Source organism: Methylobacterium sp. NPDC080182, assembly GCF_050281105.1.
Lineage (GTDB): Bacteria > Pseudomonadota > Alphaproteobacteria > Rhizobiales > Beijerinckiaceae > Methylobacterium.
In genome coordinates this window covers 223,514-239,431 of sequence record NZ_JBNNWO010000009.1, presented here as the reverse complement: position 1 = coordinate 239,431, position 15,918 = coordinate 223,514, and the positions used below count along the sequence as shown (strand labels likewise).

Below are 15,918 nucleotides of genomic sequence, written 5' to 3'. Positions count from 1 at the left end.
GCGAAAGGCTCCGGTCACCTGCACAAAGGTGCCGATGGAATGCCTGTTACACGGGTCGGGAGCCCGCGCGGCGGGAAAGACCGCGCGCGGCGTCACCCGATCCCGAGGGCGCGGATCAGCGTCAGGCTGAGGGCGATCAGGACCGCCAGGGAGGCGGTGACCGCGAGGGTGACCCGGCCGCCGACCCGGGCCAGGACCCGGACGTCGACCCCGAGGCCGAGGGCGGCCATGGACAGGACCGTGAGCACGCCGGCGAGCTGGGTCAGCGGCTTCACCGCCGGGTCCGGGACGAGGCCCAGGGAGCGCAGGGTGGCCAGCGCCAGGAAGCCGAGGATGAACCAGGGCACCAGCTTGGTGAAGCCCGGACGGGACGGCGGCGGCGGCGCCCCCGCCGCCTGCGGCAGACGCGGGGCGATCAGCGAGAACACCACCACGACCGGGCCGAGCATCAGCACCCGCACCAGCTTGACCAGGGTGCCGACCTGGGTCGACAGCAGGCTCACCGGGACGGTCGCGGCCAGGACCTGCGGCACCGCGTAGACGGTGAGCCCCGCCAGCACCCCGTACTGGTTGTCGGTCATGCCCGCGAGGGGCACGAACAGCGGCAGCCCGAGCACCATCAGCACGCCGAGGACGGCGGTGAACGCGATGGCGGCGGCGATGTCCTTCGCCTCCGCGCCGATCACGGGCGCGACCGCCGCGATGGCCGAGTTGCCGCAGATGGCGTTGCCGCAGGCCACCAGGATCGCCATCCGGGCCGGCAGCCCGAGCGCCCGGCAGATCGCCACGCTGGCGGCGATGCCGAGCACCACGGTCCCGACGATGCCGGCCAGCAGCGCCGGGCCGGAGGCGAGGATCGCCGCGAGGCTCAGGGAGGCGCCGAGCAGCACCACGGCGACTTCGAGGAGCTGCTTGGCCGAGAAGGCGATGCCGGTGCGGAACTGCGCCGGGGGCGTCCAGGCGGTCCGCACCGCGATGCCGATCAGGATCGCCAGGACCAGGGCCTCGATGTAGGGGTGACCGGCGACCCGCTCCTCTACCGCCTGCGCGGCCATCGCCACCGCGGTGATCACCGCGCACAGGCCGATGCCGGGCAGGACCGAGGCGGCCGTGTCCGACCGGCCACCCCGTTCGGGGCGGGCCGGCGTCGGGGCCGTCTTGGATGGGGCGTCAGGGCTCACGGGAACGGGCTCCGGGGGTCGTAAGCGGAGCCTATAGGAAGAAAACGTTCGCCGCACCGTCGCAACAGAGAAGTTCGATCTCTATTCGAGCAACATGCGAGAAGACACGTCTCCGCAGAGATCGGGGCCGGCCTCGGGCGGAGCGCGGCCGGAGCGCTCCGCCCGGCCCGCCCCCGCTCAGGCCTGCATGCCCCAGCGCTGGACGGTGCGCCGCTCGATCGTCTGGAAGATCAGGTTCTCGACCACGAGACCGATCAGGATCACGGTGAGCAGCCCGGCGAACACGTTCGGGATGTCGAGCATGTTCTTGTTCTCGAAGATGAACCAGCCGAGGCCGCCCGCCCCGGACGACACCCCGAAGACCAGCTCGGCGGCGATCAGGGTGCGCCACGCGAAGGCCCAGCCGACCTTCAGGCCGGTGAGGATCGACGGAAAGGCCGCCGGGATCAGGATCTTGCCGATCAGCCGCGGGCCCGACAGTCCGTAATTGCGCCCGACCATCTTGAGCGTGCGGCTGACCGACAGGAAGCCCGAATGGGTGTTGAGGGCGATCGCCCAGGTCACCGAGTGGACCAGCACGAAGATCAGGCTGCCGTTGCCCAGGCCGAACCAGATCAGCGCCAGGGGCAGGAGCGCGATCGCCGGCAGCGGGTTGAACATCGACGTCAGCGTCTCGAGCAGGTCGGTCCCGATCCGCGACGCGATGGCGACGCCGGTGAGCACGGTCGCCAGGGCGACGCCGGCGGCGTAGCCCATGAGCAGTACCTTCAGCGAGCTCCAGGCCCGGGCCGGCAGCGTGCCGTCCGCGATGCCCCGGAAGAAGGCCTCCACGGTCGCCGTGAAGGTCGGGAACAGGAGGTCGTTGTCGAGGTAGCGCCCGTAAGCCTCCCAGATCCCGGCGAGGAGCACGAGGATCACGACCTTGCGCAGCCACGCCTGGTTGTAGAGCCGCTCGGCGACCGACAGCGGCTTCTCCACCACGGTGGCGCCGTGGGCGTGGCCGGTCTCGCGCACGATCTCGGGCCGGCCGGACGGCGGCAGGGCCGCGAGGCGCGGCGCCGGGCCCGTCCCGGCCAGCGGGGCGCCGCTCAGGGCTTGCGCGCTAGACATTCTCCGCCTCCTGGATCTCTTCCGAGAACAGCATGTGCTGGATCCGGCCCTCGAGCTGCAGCGCCGCCTCCGGCGACGCGGCGCTGTTGAGCTCGGCCTTCACCTCGCCGGGATGGGGCGAGAGCAGCAGGATGCGCGAGCCGACCTTGATCGCCTCGGGGATCGAGTGGGTGACGAACAGCACGGTGAAGCGCGTGCCCTCCCACAGGGCCAGCAGCTCGTCCTGCATGCGCCGCCGGGTCAGCGCGTCGAGCGCCGCGAAGGGCTCGTCCATCAGCAGGATGTCGGGCTCCATCGCCATGCCGCGGGCGATGGCGACGCGCTGCTTCATGCCGCCCGACAGGGTGTGGGGGTAGCTGTCGGCGAATTTCGTGAGGTTGACCTTGTCGATGTAGAGGTTGGCCCGGTCCAGGGCCTCGCGGCCTCTCAGCCGGCCCGAGGCCTCGAGGGCGAAGACCACGTTCTGCCGGACCGTCTTCCACGGCAGGAGCTGGTCGAATTCCTGGAACACCATCATCCGGTCGGGGCCGGGCTCGGTGACCGGGCGCCCCTTCAGGCGGATCTCGCCCTCGGTCGGCGCCATGTAGCCGCCCACCGCCTTGAGCAGGGTCGACTTCCCGCATCCGGACGGCCCGAGCAGGACGAAGCGGTCCCCGGGCCAGACCCGGAAGCTCACCCGGTAGGTGGCCGTGACGAGGTGCTCGGGCGTCTTGTAGCGGAGCGTGACGCCGTCGACCTCCAGCAGAGGCTGACCCGTGTCCATCCATCCTCCCTGGCGCCGCGGTTTGAACCGCGTTTCGCTGAGGGCCGGAGATGGTCCGCCCCTCACGGGAAAGTGTATCGGCCCGCGGAAGAGGCTGTAAAGGTCGATATTTTGTATGCGATGGGATCTTCGTCCCGATCGTCAGGCCCGACGGGTCAGGCCGGGTGCCACCACCGGCCCTTCAGCACCACGCCCTCGGCGGTGATCCGCCGGTCGCCCGTCATGTGCTCGCCCCGGGTGTCGACGTAGTCGAACGCGCCGTCCCGCACCGCCAGCACCGTGGCGTCGCCGAGCGCTCCGACCTTCAGGGTCCCGTACTCCATCCGCTTCAGCGCCACGGCGGCGTTCACCGTGGAGGCGGCGACGACCTCGGTGAGGCTCATGCCGAGGCAGAGCATCTTCGACATGGTGGTGACCTGGTCGAAGGCCGGCCCCTCGATGCAGAGCTGGTGCACGTCCGACGAGATCGTGTCGGGCAGGAAGCCGCCCGCCAGCATGGCCCGCGCCGTCCTGAAGGCGAACGAGCCCTTGCCGTGGCCGATGTCGAAGATCACGCCCCGCGCCCGCGCCTCGCGGAGCGCCGGCTTCACGGCGCCCTGGGCCGTGATGGGCGAGTTCGGGAAGGGCCGGAACGCGTGGGTCAGCACGTCGCCGGGCCGCAGCATGGCCAGCACCTCCTCGTAGCTCGGCGGCGGCTCGTCGATATGGGCCATCAGCGGCAGGCCGGTCTCCTCGGCGACCTGCAGGGCGATGTCGAGCGGCGCGGTGCCCTGGTCGCCCGAGGCGTGGCGCCCGACCCGGACCTTGATGCCGACGATCACGTCCCGGTTGGCGTCGGCGACCTCGACCGCCTCCCGGGGCGCCATGAGCCGCGGGTCCTCGCTCTCGCCGACCATGATGGTCTTCGAGAAGCCGAAGATCCCCGCGAAGGAGACGTGCAGGTATGCGAGGATCCGCGCCTGCGACCGCTCGATCACGTGGCTGCGGAAGCCCGCGAAGTTGCCCGGCCCGGCGCTGCCGGTATCGACCGAGGTTGTCACCCCCGAGGTCCGGCAGAACTCGTCGGCGTCGATGCCGAGCGAGGTGCCGCCCCAGTAGACGTGGGTGTGCAGGTCGATCAGGCCCGGCGTGACGATCGCGCCTTCCATGTCGCGCACCTGCGTGCCGGGGCCCGCCGGCAGGTCGCGGCCGAAGCCCGAGACGCGGCCGTCCGCGAAGGCGACGTCGCAGATCCCGTCGTGGTTCTGCGACGGGTCGATGACCCGGGCGCCCTTCAGGATGAGGTCGTGCTGCACGGTTGTCTCCGGATGTGGTTCGCGAAAGGCTCAACCGTCATCGCGAGCGCAGCGAAGCGACCCAGAGATCCGCCACGCTCGGAGATCGCGCGCGACACTGGGTTGCTTCGCCGCGCTCGCAAAGACGGATGGTCAGGCCGCCCGGGCGGGCACGGCCGTGTCGTTGAGGTGGCAGGCGGCGAGATGGCCGGCGCCCACCGCGTCGAGGCCCGGCACCTCGGTCCGGCAGCGGTCGAAGGCGTGCGGGCAGCGGGTGTGGAAGCGGCAGCCGGAGGGCGGGTTGATCGGGCTCGGCACGTCGCCCTTGAGCACGATGCGGGTGCGCCCGGCCCCGGGCTCGGGGATCGGCACCGCCGAGAGCAGCGCCTGCGTGTAGGGGTGCTTGGGCGCCAGGAAGAGATCCCGGCGGGGGCCGATCTCGACGATCTTGCCGAGATACATCACCGCGACGCGGTGGGTCATGTGCTCGACGATGGCGAGGTCGTGCGAGATGAACAGCATCGCGAGGTCGAGCTCGCGCTGCAGGTCGCGCAGCAGGTTGACGATCTGCGCCTTCACCGAGACGTCGAGGGCCGAGACCGCCTCGTCGCAGATGATCAGGTCCGGCTCGGCGGCGAGCGCCCGGGCGATGCCGATGCGCTGGCGCTGCCCGCCGGAGAACTCGTGCGGGAAGCGCCCCAGCGCCTCGCGCGGCAGGCCGACCCGCTCCATCAGGCTGGCCAGCCGGCTCTCCAGGTCGGCGCTGTTCCGGGCGAGGCCGAAATTGCGGATCGGCTCGGCCAGGATCGCCCGCACCCGCATCCGCGGGTTGAGCGACGAGAACGGGTCCTGGAACACCATCTGGATGTGGCGCCGCAGGGGCCGGAGCGCCCCGGCCGAGAGGTCGTCGATGCGGCGCCCGTCGAGCACCACCTGGCCGGCGGTGGGCGCATAGAGGCGCATCAGCGCCTTGGCGACGGTGGACTTGCCGCAGCCGGACTCGCCGACGAGCGAGAGGGTCTCGCCCCGGGCCACCGTGAAGGACAGGCCGTCCACCGCCTTGAGCACGCGCTTGGACTGGCCGAACAGGCCGCCGCCGAGGGCGAAGTGCTTCTTGAGGTCGTTGACCTCCAGCAGGGTGCGGGCGGCGGGTGCGGGCGTGGCGCTCATGCCGCGAGGGCGTCCTTCGGCGCGTAGTGGCAGGCGGCGAGGTGGCCCGGCGCCTTCGGCTCCAGGGCCGGCGCGTAGGCGCGGCACAGGTCGGTGACGTCCGGGCAGCGCCCGGCGAAGACGCAGCCCTCGATCCGGCCCTTCAGGCTCGGGACCATGCCGGGGATCTCGGCGAGCCGCGCGTCGGCGCCGTGCTCGACGGCGCCGAGCTTCGGCACCGCCCCCATCAGGCCGCGGGTGTAGGGGTGGCGCGGCGACCGGAACAGCTCGCGGACCGGCGCCTCCTCGACCTTGCGGCCGGCATACATCACCACCACCCGGTCGGCGACCTCGGCCACCACGCCGAGATCGTGGGTGATCAGCATGATCGCGGCCCCGACCCGGGCCTTCAGGTCGCGCATCAGGTCGAGGATCTGGGCCTGGATGGTCACGTCCAGCGCCGTGGTCGGCTCGTCGGCGATCAGGAGCTTCGGCGAGCAGGCGAGCGCGATGGCGATCATTACCCGCTGGCGCATGCCGCCGGAGAGCTGGTGCGGGTATTCCCGCACCCGGCGCCGCGGCTCGGGGATGCCGACCAGCGTCAGCATCTCCACGGCCCGCTCCTCGGCCTCCCGGCGGCCGAGCCCCTGGTGCAGCCGCAGGGTCTCGCCGATCTGGCGGCCGACCGTCAGCACCGGGTTCAGCGAGGTCATCGGCTCCTGGAAGATCACGCTGATGTCGTTGCCGCGGATCTTGCGCATGGCGCTGTTCGGCAGGTCGAGGAGGTTCCTGCCCTCGAACTTGATGGCGCCGGCGATGCGGGCCGGCGGCTCGGGCAGGAGCCGCAGGATCGACATCGAGGTCACCGACTTGCCGCAGCCGGACTCGCCCACGATCGCCAGGGTCTCGCCCGACTGGATCGCGAACGAGACCCCGTCCACCGCCCGGTTCACCCCGTCGGGGGTGCGGAAATGGACCTGCAGGTTCTCGATCGACAGGAGGGGGGTGCCGCTCATGCTGCCGGTCCTCATCAGACGTCTTTCGCCATGCGGGGGTCGAGGGCGTCGCGCAGGCCGTCGCCGACGAGGTTCACGGCGAGCACCGTCATCGAGAGGAAGATGGCCGGGAACAGGATGATGTAGAACTTCACCTGCCAGAGGGCCCGGCCCTCGGCCATGATGTTGCCCCAGGAGGGCGTCGAGGGCGGCACGCCCGCGCCGATGAACGACAGGATCGCCTCGGTGATCATCGCGGAGGCGCAGATGTAGGTCGCCTGCACGGTCATGGGCGCCAGCGTGTTGGGCAGGATGTGGCGCCAGATGATCGCCGGCATCCGGGTGCCGGTGGTGACCGCCGCCTCGACGTAGGGCTGCTCGCGCAGCGACAGCACCACGCCGCGCACGAGGCGGGCGACGCGCGGGATCTCCGCGATGGTGATCGCGATGATCACGTTCTGGACCGAGCCGCGGGTGAGCGCCATCAGCGCGACCGCGAGCAGGATCGGCGGGATCGACATCATGCCGTCGACGACCCGCATGACGATCCCGTCGAGCCAGCGCACCATACCGGAGACGAGGCCGACCGCGAGCCCGGCGACCGAGGCGAGGAACGCCACCGAGAAGCCGACCAGCAGCGAGACCCGGGCGCCGTAGACCACCCGCGAATAGACGTCGCGGCCGAGCATGTCGGTGCCGAACCAGTACTGCGCCGACGGGGCCCGGGTGCGCTTGGCGGGCGCCAGGGCGGTCGGGTCGACGGTGCCGAGATAGGGGGCCAGCACCGCCATCAGGAAGACGATGAGGAGCAGCACGCCGCCGACCACGATGGTCGGGTTGCGGCGTACATAGGTCCAGACCCGGCCCCGGCGCTTGCGGGCCGGGATGACGTCGGGCAGCGGCGCCGCGACGGCGAGGCCCGGCGGCGGGGGCGCCTTGGGGGTGATCCCCTCGGGCGGGGCGCCCGTCTGCGGGGCGCTGCTGGGGAAGGGCGCGACGGTCGCGGTCAATAGCGGATCCTCGGGTCGAGCACGGTGTAGAAGAGGTCGATGGCGAGGTTCACGAGCACGTAGACGAAGCTGAACAGCAGCACGACGCCCTGGATGACCGGGTAGTCGCGCCGCAGGATCGCGTCGACGGTGAGGCGCCCGAGGCCGGGGATCGCGAAGACCGTCTCGGTCACCACCGCACCGCCGATCAGCAACGCGATGCCGATGCCGATCACGGTGACGATCGGCACCGCGGCGTTCTTGAGGGCGTGGACGAACAGGACCGGCCCCTGCGACAGCCCCTTGGCCCGGGCCGTGCGCACGTAATCCTGCTGGAGCACGTCGAGCATGGTCGCGCGGGTCACCCGGGCGATCAGCGCGATGTAGACGAGGCCGAGCGTCACCGCCGGCAGGATCAGGTTGGACAGCCAGGGCCACACGCCCTGCTCGATCGGCGTGTAGCCCTGCACGGGCAGCCAGCCGAGCTCGAGGGCGAAGACGTAGGCCAGGATGTAGCCGACCACGAAGACCGGCACCGAGAAGCCCGTCACGGCGAGCCCCATCACGAGGCGGTCGATCAGGCTGCCGGCCTTCCAGGCGGCGACGACGCCCAGCGGCACCGCCACCACGATGGCGAAGACCAGGGTGACGAGCATCAGCGAGACGGTGGGCTGCACCCGCTGGCCGATCATGGTGGTGACCGGCAGGTTGGTGAAGATCGAGGTGCCGAGATCCCCGTGGAGGATCTGCCAGGACCATTCCCAGAACCGCACCAGGAACGGCCGGTCGAGGCCGAGCGTGGCGCGGATGCGGGCGACGTCGTCGGGCGTCGCCTGGTCGCCCGCGATGATCGCCGCCGGGTCGCCCGGGGCGAAGTAGAGGAGGCTGAAGACGAACAGCCCGACCACCGCCATGACCGGGATGGTGGCGAGGATGCGCCTGCCGATATAGCCGAGCATGGGGCCTCGCTAGGCTGTGGGCGGGAGGGCGCGGCGGGTGCGGCCGCCCCTGCCCCCCTCGCGGGTGCCGACCTTCACGCGTCCGGGTCGGGCGCGAACGCCGGCGGCGGAGCGCGACGCGCCCCCTCTCCCGTGCGGGAGAGAGACAGGAGAAGGGACCCGCGCCCGGTCCCGCGACCGCGTTGCCGAGCGCGGTATCCGAAGCCGGGAGCCCGCCCGAGAGACCGGGCGGGTCGGGCAACCCGACGTGGCGAGAGCGGGCGCCATCACGCCTTCGACACGCCCCAGGTGAAGGGGATCGGCCCCTTCACGATGCCCGAGACGTTCTTGCGCCACGCCTGGTAGCCGAGGAAGAACCCGGTGGGCACGTAGACCACGCCCTCGCAGGCGGCGGCGTTGACCTTGTCGATGGCGGCCTTCTCGGCGGCCGGGTCGGCGGCGTCGAACCACTCGGCGATGGCGGTCTCCACCGGCGGGATGTTCGGCCAGCCGAACCACGCCTTGTCGCCACTCGCCCGCACCGCCGGGTAGCCCGCCGGGTTGATGCAGTCGGCGCCCGCGTGCCAGGTGTGGAACATGTTCCAGCCGCCCTGGGACGGCGGCGCCTTGGAGGCCCGGCGGGTGCCGGTGGTGCCCCAGTCGGTCGCGACGAAATCGACGTTGAAGCCCATCTTCTTCAGGAGGTCGGCGGTGATGTCGCCCTGCGCCTTGGTGATCCCCTGGTCCTGCGCCACGATGCAGACCACCGGCTCGCCCTTGTAGCCGGCTTCCTTGAGCAGCTTCTGGCCGAGCTTGATGTCGCCCTTGCCGACATTGCCGCCGCCCGCCTCGCTGTAGAGGGGTGTGCCCGGCGTGAAGAAGCCCGGCAGCGTCTTCCACAGGCTGTCGTCGTCGCCGACGATCGCCCGCATGTAATCCTCCTGGCTCATCGCGGTCATGACCGCCTGGCGGATCTTCGGGTTGTCGAAGGGCGGGTGCAGGTGGTTCATCCGGAACGACCCGACATTGCCGAGCGGATCGGCGATGTCGACGTTGAGGTTGCTGTTCTTGCGCAGCAGCGGCACGAGGTCGGAGATCGGGTTCTCCCACCAGTCGACCTCGCCGTTCTGCAGGGCCGCCGACGCGGTGGCGGCGTCCGGCATGATCACCCACTCGACCCGGTCGACCAGCATGCGCTTGCCGCCCGCGAGCCAGGAATTCGGCTCGTCGCGGGGCTTGTAGTCGGTGAAGGTCTCGAACACCGCCCGGGCGCCCGGCACCCACTCGTTGCGGACGAACTTCATTGGGCCCGAGCCGACATACTCGGAGATCTGCGTGAACGGGTCGGTCTTGGCGATCCGCTCCGGCATCATTAGCGCCATCGGCGCGTTGGTCTTGCCGAGCGCGTAGAGCAGCTTCGGGAACGGCTTCTTCAGGCGCCACTGGAAGGTCCTGTCGTCGGTCGCCGCGAGGTCGTCCTGGATGCCGCGGATCATCAGGCCGATCGGGTCCCGGGCCATCCAGCGGGTGAGGCTCGCCACCACGTCCTTGGCGAGAACCGGCTCGCCGTCGTGCCACTTCAGGCCGGGGCGCAGCCGGAAGGTCCAGGTGAGCTTGTCGCCCGAGACCTCCTCGGACTCGACCATCTGGCGCTGTGGCTTCAGCTGCGCGTCGACGCCGTAGAGCATGTCCCAGACGAGGGTGCCGGCGTTGCGCACCACGTACTGGGTCCCCCAGATCGGGTCGAAATTCGCGAGGTTCGCCTGCGGCACGAAGCGCAGGACCTTGCCCCCCTGCGCCAGGGCCGGCCGCGCGAGCTGCGGCGCAGCCAAACCGAGCGCAGCCGAACCCTTGAGAAAGGTCCTGCGGTCCATCGTCTTCTCCCTGGCGGTGCGGATCTCAAGCATCGGTCGCCGGCCCGCACCTTGCGGGCGAGTTTGAACGGTTCTGATGCGCGGGCGCAATGGCCCGTGGTGACAACGACGTCCGGGCGCGCGTCCGCATCGCCGCCGGCCTCGGGGCGACGGCGGCATGGAGAGGGGCTGTGTCGGTGCGGCTCGAACTCACGGGCCGCGTCTCGCAAGGCCCGCGCCAGCCCGGCCGTCACTGCGTTATGTATTCATGATCGCGGAGCGCGCGGCATCTCGGTCGACATGTCCCGCACCGTCATCGCGAGCGCCGCGATGACGGCTGTGCCGACTTCATCGATCGGAAACGGGATCGCACAGCGTTTCGCGGCTCGGGATCGAGCGTGAGGCCGGAGATCCCCTCGCCCTTCGGCCTGCGCTGTGTGAGTCCGCGAGCCCGCCGCGGAGGAGGGCCAGCCGGGGCGGCGGGCGCCGGAATGGACGCCTCAGCCCACCTGCCGCAGGTGGCCGCCCCGCGCGCCCGGAACCGCCTGCATGGCGCGGATGAAGGCCGCGATGCGGGGGGCGATCACCGACCGGTAGCGCGAGCCGTTGAACACCCCGTAATGGCCGACGCCGGCCTGGAGGTGGTAGGCCTTGCGCGCTTCCGGAAGGTTCGGCGTCAGGTCGAGGGCCGCCTTGGTCTGGCCGACGCCGGAGATGTCGTCGTTCTCGCCCTCGACCGCCAGGATCGCGCAGCGGCGGATGGCGCCGAGATCGACCGGCGTGCCGCGGTGCGTCATCTGTCCCGTCGGCAGGGCGTGGTCGACGAACACGGTCTGCACGGTCTGGAGGTAGTACTCGGCCGTCAGGTCCATCACGGCGAGGTACTCGTCGTAGAACTCGCGGTGCTTCTCGGCCGAGTCGCCGTCGCCCGTCACCAGATGGTCGAACATATCCGAATGGGCGGTGACGTGGCGGTCGAGGTTCATCGCCATGAAGCCCGACAGCTGCAGGAAGCCCGGATAGACCCGGCGCCAGGCGCCCGGGTAGATCGGCGGCACGAGGCTGATCGTGTTCTGCTCGAACCACTTCTGGCCACGCTCCTGCGCGAGGCAGTTCACCGCGGTGGGCGAGCGGCGGGTGTCGATCGGGCCGCCCATCAAGGTCATGGAGGTCGGCACCGCCGGCTCGTCGGCCGCCTCCATCAGCGCCACCGCGGCGAAGACCGGCACCGCCGGCTGGCACACCGCCATGACGTGCAGGTCCGGCCCCAGGACCGCGAACATCTCCTGCAGGTAGTCGATGTAGTCGTCGAGATCGAACTGGCCCGCGAAGAGCGGCACCATCCGGGCGTCGGTCCAGTCGGTGATGAACACGCGATGGTTCGGCAGCATCGCCTCGACGGTGCCGCGCAGCAGCGTGGCGTAGTGCCCCGACATCGGCGCGACGATCAGCAGCTTGGGCTGCGGCTCCGCGGGGGCCGCCGGGAACGCGCGGTCGAAGGCGATCAGGCGGCAGAACGGCCGCTCCCAGACCACCCGCTCGGTGACCGGGACCGCCGCGCCGTCCACCACCGTCTCGGTGAAGCCGAAGGCGGGCTTGCCGTACTGGCGGGTGACGCGCTCGAACATCTCGCAGCCGGCGCTGACCGCGCGGGCATAGGGTCCGTAGGCCAGGGGATTGCCCGGCATCTGCAGCCCGTAGCGGGTGAGGTCGGCGGCGACGCGGGCGGGCGCCATCAGGGCGCGCGCGCCCTCGTACAGGGAATAGGCCAGCAGCATCGTCACCTCGCGGTCTCGCTCCGGCCGCGGGCATCGAGCCGCGCGGCCCATACCCCCTGCAACCCGAGTCGGTAGGATAATGCTCCACCCTGAACGCGGGCGGAACATCCCGGAGCTGCGGCGACTTGCCTGTGACCACGTCCGCGGGCGATCGTCCGCCAGCGACGACGTGTCCGGGGCGGTGAGCCGGGATTCCCATCGCCGCGTCATGCGAAGGGAGTCCACGGGACGCCGCGCCGGCGGGTCCGTCCGGCGACGCACCGATACAGCCCGTTACAGCCCATGCCCGATACCGATCTCAGCGGCCTCGGTCGCGACGCGCGACACCTGCGGCTCGACACCTTCGTCCGCCTGCGCTGGCTCGCCATCACGGGCCAGAGCGCGGCGGTCGTTGGGGCGCAGTTCGGCCTCGGCCTGCCGCTGCCGTTCGGCTGGTGCTTCCTGGTGATCGCCACCTCGTCCTGGCTGAACCTCGCCCTGCGGATCCGCTTCCCGGCGAGCTACCGGCTCAGCGACGATTCCGCGGCCCTGCTCCTCGCCTTCGACATCGTGCAGCTCGCGGCCCTGCTGTTCCTCACGGGCGGGCTCCAGAACCCGTTCTCGCTGCTGTTCCTCGCCCCCGTGCTGATCTCCGCCACCGCCCTGCCCCCCGAGCGGACCCTGGCGCTGGGCCTCCTGGCGGTGGGCCTCGCGACGCTGCTCGCCCTGGTGCACCGGCCCCTGCCCTGGTTCGCGGACGGGCGGATCGAGCTGCCGTTCCTGTACGTCTCCGGCGTCTGGACCGCGATCCTGCTCGGCACCGCCTTCACGGGCGTCTACGCGTGGCGGGTCGCCGAGGAGACCCGGCTCCTCGCCCAGGCGCTCGCCGCCACCGAGCTGGTGCTCGCCCGCGAGCAGCACCTGTCGCAGCTCGACGGGCTCGCGGCCGCGGCTGCCCACGAATTGGGCACACCGCTGGGCACGATCATGGTGGTGACCAAGGAGCTGATCCGCCAGCTCGGCCCCACCGCCTCGCCGGCGGTGGCGGAGGATCTCAACCTGCTGCGCGAGCAGGTCGACCGCTGCCGCGGCATCCTCGGCAAGCTGACCTCCCTCGATGGGGATGGGGCCGGGGCCGGCTTCCTGGAGACGGTGACGTTCAGCCACCTCGTGGAGGAGCTGGTGGCGCCGCAGCGGGCACTCGGCGCCGCCCTCGCCGTCACCAGCGCCGGCGAGGGGCCGGAGCCGGCCTGCCGGCGCAACCCGGGCGTCATGTTCGGGCTCGCCAACATCCTCGACAACGCCGTCGACTTCGCCGAGGCCGGCGTCACCGTCGAGGGGCGCTGGACGCCCGACCGGGTCTGGATCGAGATCCGCGACGACGGCCCGGGCTTCTCCAGCGAGGTGCTGCTGCGGGCGGGCGAGCCCTACGTGACCACCCGCAGCCACGACCGGCCGCAATCCGGTGGGACCGTGGGGGCCGGCCTCGGCCTCGGGCTGTTCATCGCCAAGACCCTGATCGAGCGCTCGGGAGCGCAGCTCGCCCTGATGAACGTCGCGGCGCCGGACGCCCACGGGGCGATCGTGCGCGTCTCCTGGGCCCGGCACATCTTCGAGCGCGGCGCCGCGCCGCGACATTCTCCGGAACTCAGTATCCGCGCCCCCCTGCCACCGGGCGATGCCGTACCTATATGAGGGACAGACCAAGAACCCGACGACGAAAACCCGAAAGGAGTACCGGATGCTCACGCAGCCCGGGACCTCGGCGGCGACCGACCCCGCCGTGATCAACGATGCCGATCCGCTGGCCGCTTTCTCCGACCGCAGCCTGCTGATCGTCGACGACGACAAGCCCTTCCAGACCCGGCTCGCGCGCGCCATGGAGAGCCGCGGCTACCACGTGCAGGTGGCCGACAGCGTCGCGGACGGCGTCTCCGCCGTCGAGGCGCGCGCGCCCGCCTTCGCGGTGATCGACATGCGCCTCGGCGACGGCAATGGCCTCGACGTGATCGCCCGCCTCAAGGAGCGCCGGCCCGAGGCCCGCGGCGTGATCCTCACCGGCTACGGCAACATCGCCACCGCGGTCACCGCGGTGAAGCTCGGCGCCTTCGACTACCTCGCCAAGCCCGCCGACGCCGACGAGATCCACGGCACGCTGATGGCGCAGCCGGGCGAGCGGGCCGACCCGCCCGAGAACCCGATGTCGGCCGACCGGGTCCGCTGGGAGCACATCCAGCGCGTCTACGAGCTGTGCAGCCGCAACGTCAGCGAGACCGCCCGGCGCCTCAACATGCACCGGCGGACCCTGCAGCGGATCCTGGCCAAGCGCGCGCCGCGCTGAGGCTGGACCGCTCCGGCGCCGTCCGGTCGGTTGCATCGCCCCGCCTCTGTGGGCTAGCTGCGCGGGTCCCGGACGGTTCGTCCGGGGCCCGAAATCTTTTCGAGGGCGGATCTCGTGAACGGGCGCAACGCCATCACCATCATCAGCATGATGGTCCTCGTCGGCACCGAGGTGTTCGCCGTGGCCATCGCGGCGGGCTGGGCCATCGCGGGCATCTTCGATCTCGGCGACCGGGTCGGGCACGTCCTGATGGGGCTGTTCAGCCTGTTCGCGGCCTGGATCATGCTCCAGCTCTGGCGCCGGGCGACCAGCATCGAGCCCCTGCGGGGCCCGGCTCCGGCGGCGCATCGCTGAACGAGCGCGCACGGGCGACTTTTCCGTTCAAGTTGCATCCAGCAGCGGAATGATCCCTATGCGTGCGGCGTGTTCGACAGTGCGCCGGCCTTCCTGTTAGAAGCGACCGGCGACGGTCTGTGTGACGTTGTCGCAGGTCACACCCCCGTCCTGACACGCGTGAGACCCGTAGATCCATGAAAGCCCGTATCATCGTCACCCTGAAGACCGGTGTGCTGGACCCGCAGGGCAAGGCGATCGAGGCCGCCCTCAGGTCCCTCGGCATCGAGGGCGTCGACGGCGTCCGTCAGGGCAAGGTCTTCGACATCGAGGTGTCGGCGGCCGACGGCGCCGCCGCCGAGACGACGCTGCGCACGGCCTGCGAGAAGCTCCTGGCCAACACCGTCGTCGAGAACTACGCGATCGAGATCCTCTGATGCACGCCGCGGTCGTCGTCTTCCCGGGTTCCAACCGCGAGTCGGACGTCGTCCGGGCCCTGCGGCGCTCCGGCGCGCAGGTGAGCCTCGTCTGGCACGCGGACCACGCACTCCCCGCCGGCACCGACCTCGCCGTCCTGCCCGGCGGCTTCTCGTACGGCGACTACCTGCGCTGCGGCGCCATCGCCGGCCGGGCCGCGGCCATGGACGCGGTCCGGGCCCACGCGGCCCGCGGCGGCCTCGTGCTCGGTATCTGCAACGGCTTCCAGATCCTGTGCGAATCGGGCCTGCTGCCCGGCGTGCTGATGCGCAACATCGACCGGCGCTTCATCTGCCACCGGCAGACGCTCCGGGTGGAGCGCACCGACACCCGCTTCACCAGCGCCTACACTCAGGGTCAGGTGATCGACGTCTGCGTCGCCCACGGCGAAGGCAACTACTTCGCCGATCCCGAGACGCTGGCGCGGATCGAGGGCGAGGGCCGGGTCGCCTTCCGCTACTGCGACGCGACCGGGGCGATCACCGTCGAGGCGAACCGCAACGGCTCCCTCAACGCCATCGCGGGCGTCCTGTCGGAGACCGGGAACGTCCTCGGGATGATGCCGCACCCGGAGAACTTCGTCGAGGATCTGGTCGGCGGGACCGACGGGCGCGGGCTTTTCGACAGTCTGGCGGCCTGAGATCGACGGGCGAGAACGCACCTTAACTCCGCATTAAGGTTTTCGAGGCATAAACAGGCATCCAGTGATCTGGATGTCGAGTTGGACATGTTTGTCCGCTCTGTTTTGATGCCTCCCT

15 protein-coding genes are annotated in these 15,918 nt (G+C 70.9%); 5 read left to right on the top strand and 10 right to left on the bottom strand.

Going from position 1 to position 15,918, the window contains the following annotated elements; all coding sequences use genetic code 11:
- Window positions 1-92: 92 nt before the first annotated feature.
- The 10 genes from ACQKQD_RS17475 to ACQKQD_RS17430 all read right to left on the bottom strand — a co-directional run bounded on the left by ACQKQD_RS17475 (window position 93) and on the right by ACQKQD_RS17430 (window position 12,030).
- Complete coding sequence (locus tag ACQKQD_RS17475; RefSeq protein WP_427508994.1) at window positions 93-1,181, bottom strand: YeiH family protein; 1,089 nt, start codon at window positions 1,179-1,181, stop codon at window positions 93-95.
- Between the two features lie 177 nt (window positions 1,182-1,358).
- Window positions 1,359-2,291 (bottom strand): ABC transporter permease, encoded by a 933-nt coding sequence (locus ACQKQD_RS17470; RefSeq protein ID WP_427508993.1) that lies wholly within the window; start codon window positions 2,289-2,291, stop codon window positions 1,359-1,361.
- Entirely contained in the window at window positions 2,284-3,054 is a 771-nt protein-coding gene (locus ACQKQD_RS17465; protein ID WP_020093977.1) for an ABC transporter ATP-binding protein, read from the bottom strand. Before ACQKQD_RS17465 ends, ACQKQD_RS17470 begins: the two co-directional genes overlap by 8 nt.
- Window positions 3,055-3,209: 155 nt before the next feature.
- Window positions 3,210-4,349 (bottom strand): amidohydrolase/deacetylase family metallohydrolase, encoded by a 1,140-nt coding sequence (locus tag ACQKQD_RS17460; protein ID WP_427508992.1) that lies wholly within the window; start codon window positions 4,347-4,349, stop codon window positions 3,210-3,212.
- Between the two features lie 132 nt (window positions 4,350-4,481).
- On the bottom strand, window positions 4,482-5,498 hold the full coding sequence (locus tag ACQKQD_RS17455) for an ABC transporter ATP-binding protein (RefSeq protein ID WP_042674806.1): 1,017 nt from the start codon (window positions 5,496-5,498) through the stop codon (window positions 4,482-4,484).
- Window positions 5,495-6,508 (bottom strand): ABC transporter ATP-binding protein, encoded by a 1,014-nt coding sequence (locus tag ACQKQD_RS17450; RefSeq protein WP_100252516.1) that lies wholly within the window; start codon window positions 6,506-6,508, stop codon window positions 5,495-5,497. The genes ACQKQD_RS17455 and ACQKQD_RS17450 overlap by 4 nt, the downstream gene beginning before the upstream one ends.
- Window positions 6,508-7,482, bottom strand: coding sequence for an ABC transporter permease (locus tag ACQKQD_RS17445; RefSeq protein WP_427508991.1), 975 nt, complete (start codon window positions 7,480-7,482; stop codon window positions 6,508-6,510). The genes ACQKQD_RS17450 and ACQKQD_RS17445 overlap by 1 nt, the downstream gene beginning before the upstream one ends.
- A complete protein-coding gene (locus tag ACQKQD_RS17440) occupies window positions 7,479-8,420 on the bottom strand; it encodes an ABC transporter permease (RefSeq protein WP_020093982.1) in 942 nt (313 codons plus the stop codon). Before ACQKQD_RS17440 ends, ACQKQD_RS17445 begins: the two co-directional genes overlap by 4 nt.
- A 266-nt stretch (window positions 8,421-8,686) precedes the next feature.
- Entirely contained in the window at window positions 8,687-10,273 is a 1,587-nt protein-coding gene (locus tag ACQKQD_RS17435) for an ABC transporter substrate-binding protein (RefSeq protein ID WP_042674812.1), read from the bottom strand.
- 479 nt (window positions 10,274-10,752) lie between these two features.
- Complete coding sequence (locus tag ACQKQD_RS17430) at window positions 10,753-12,030, bottom strand: polyhydroxyalkanoate depolymerase (RefSeq protein WP_020093984.1); 1,278 nt, start codon at window positions 12,028-12,030, stop codon at window positions 10,753-10,755.
- Window positions 12,031-12,312: 282 nt separating this feature from the next.
- On the opposite strand from ACQKQD_RS17430, the gene ACQKQD_RS17425 reads away from it, so the two are divergent.
- The 5 genes from ACQKQD_RS17425 (at window position 12,313) to purQ (ending at window position 15,800) form a co-directional block, all read left to right on the top strand.
- Window positions 12,313-13,704, top strand: coding sequence for an ActS/PrrB/RegB family redox-sensitive histidine kinase (locus ACQKQD_RS17425; protein ID WP_020093985.1), 1,392 nt, complete (start codon window positions 12,313-12,315; stop codon window positions 13,702-13,704).
- 46 nt (window positions 13,705-13,750) lie between these two features.
- Complete coding sequence (locus ACQKQD_RS17420) at window positions 13,751-14,350, top strand: ActR/PrrA/RegA family redox response regulator transcription factor (protein ID WP_012321283.1); 600 nt, start codon at window positions 13,751-13,753, stop codon at window positions 14,348-14,350.
- A gap of 114 nt (window positions 14,351-14,464) precedes the next feature.
- Window positions 14,465-14,704: a hypothetical protein gene (locus tag ACQKQD_RS17415; protein ID WP_012321282.1), complete on the top strand. Its 240-nt coding sequence runs from the start codon at window positions 14,465-14,467 to the stop codon at window positions 14,702-14,704.
- 176 nt (window positions 14,705-14,880) lie between these two features.
- Window positions 14,881-15,120, top strand: a complete 240-nt coding sequence (purS, locus tag ACQKQD_RS17410; RefSeq protein ID WP_091681001.1) for a phosphoribosylformylglycinamidine synthase subunit PurS — start codon at window positions 14,881-14,883, stop codon at window positions 15,118-15,120.
- Entirely contained in the window at window positions 15,120-15,800 is a 681-nt protein-coding gene (gene purQ / locus ACQKQD_RS17405; RefSeq protein WP_091681000.1) for a phosphoribosylformylglycinamidine synthase subunit PurQ, read from the top strand. Before purS ends, purQ begins: the two co-directional genes overlap by 1 nt.
- Window positions 15,801-15,918 lie beyond the last annotated feature (118 nt).